Here is a 312-nt window from a genome sequence, read left to right on the forward strand (position 1 = left end):
CACGGCACTGCGCGAAGGCCAGTATTTCTTTTCCGATATTCGCCGTGAAGGCATCGTTCTTTACCAGCTTGACGATGAACCGCTGGCAGAGCCAAAGCCACGAACACCGCTTGAAGAATACACGATAGCGAAGAAGCATTTTATTGAAAAGTTGCCGTTTGCAAAATATCATATGAGATTGCTTACGGTAGCTATTGAAGACAATGAGTATAAGCACGCTTCATTCCTTTTACATCAAGCCATTGAGCATGCATATTCAACATTGCTTCTTACTCTAACAAACTACGGTCCGCCTTCCCACAATCTGAATTT

General features: G+C 43.6%; 1 protein-coding gene. It reads left to right on the plus strand.

Translation table 11 applies throughout. From position 1 onward, the window contains the following. Nucleotides 1-312, plus strand: a 312-nt coding sequence (locus AC6CHM_RS25165; RefSeq protein ID WP_498176081.1) for a HEPN domain-containing protein, incomplete at both ends; no start/stop codon positions are given.

The organism is Phyllobacterium sp. GQ127, assembly GCF_059758635.1.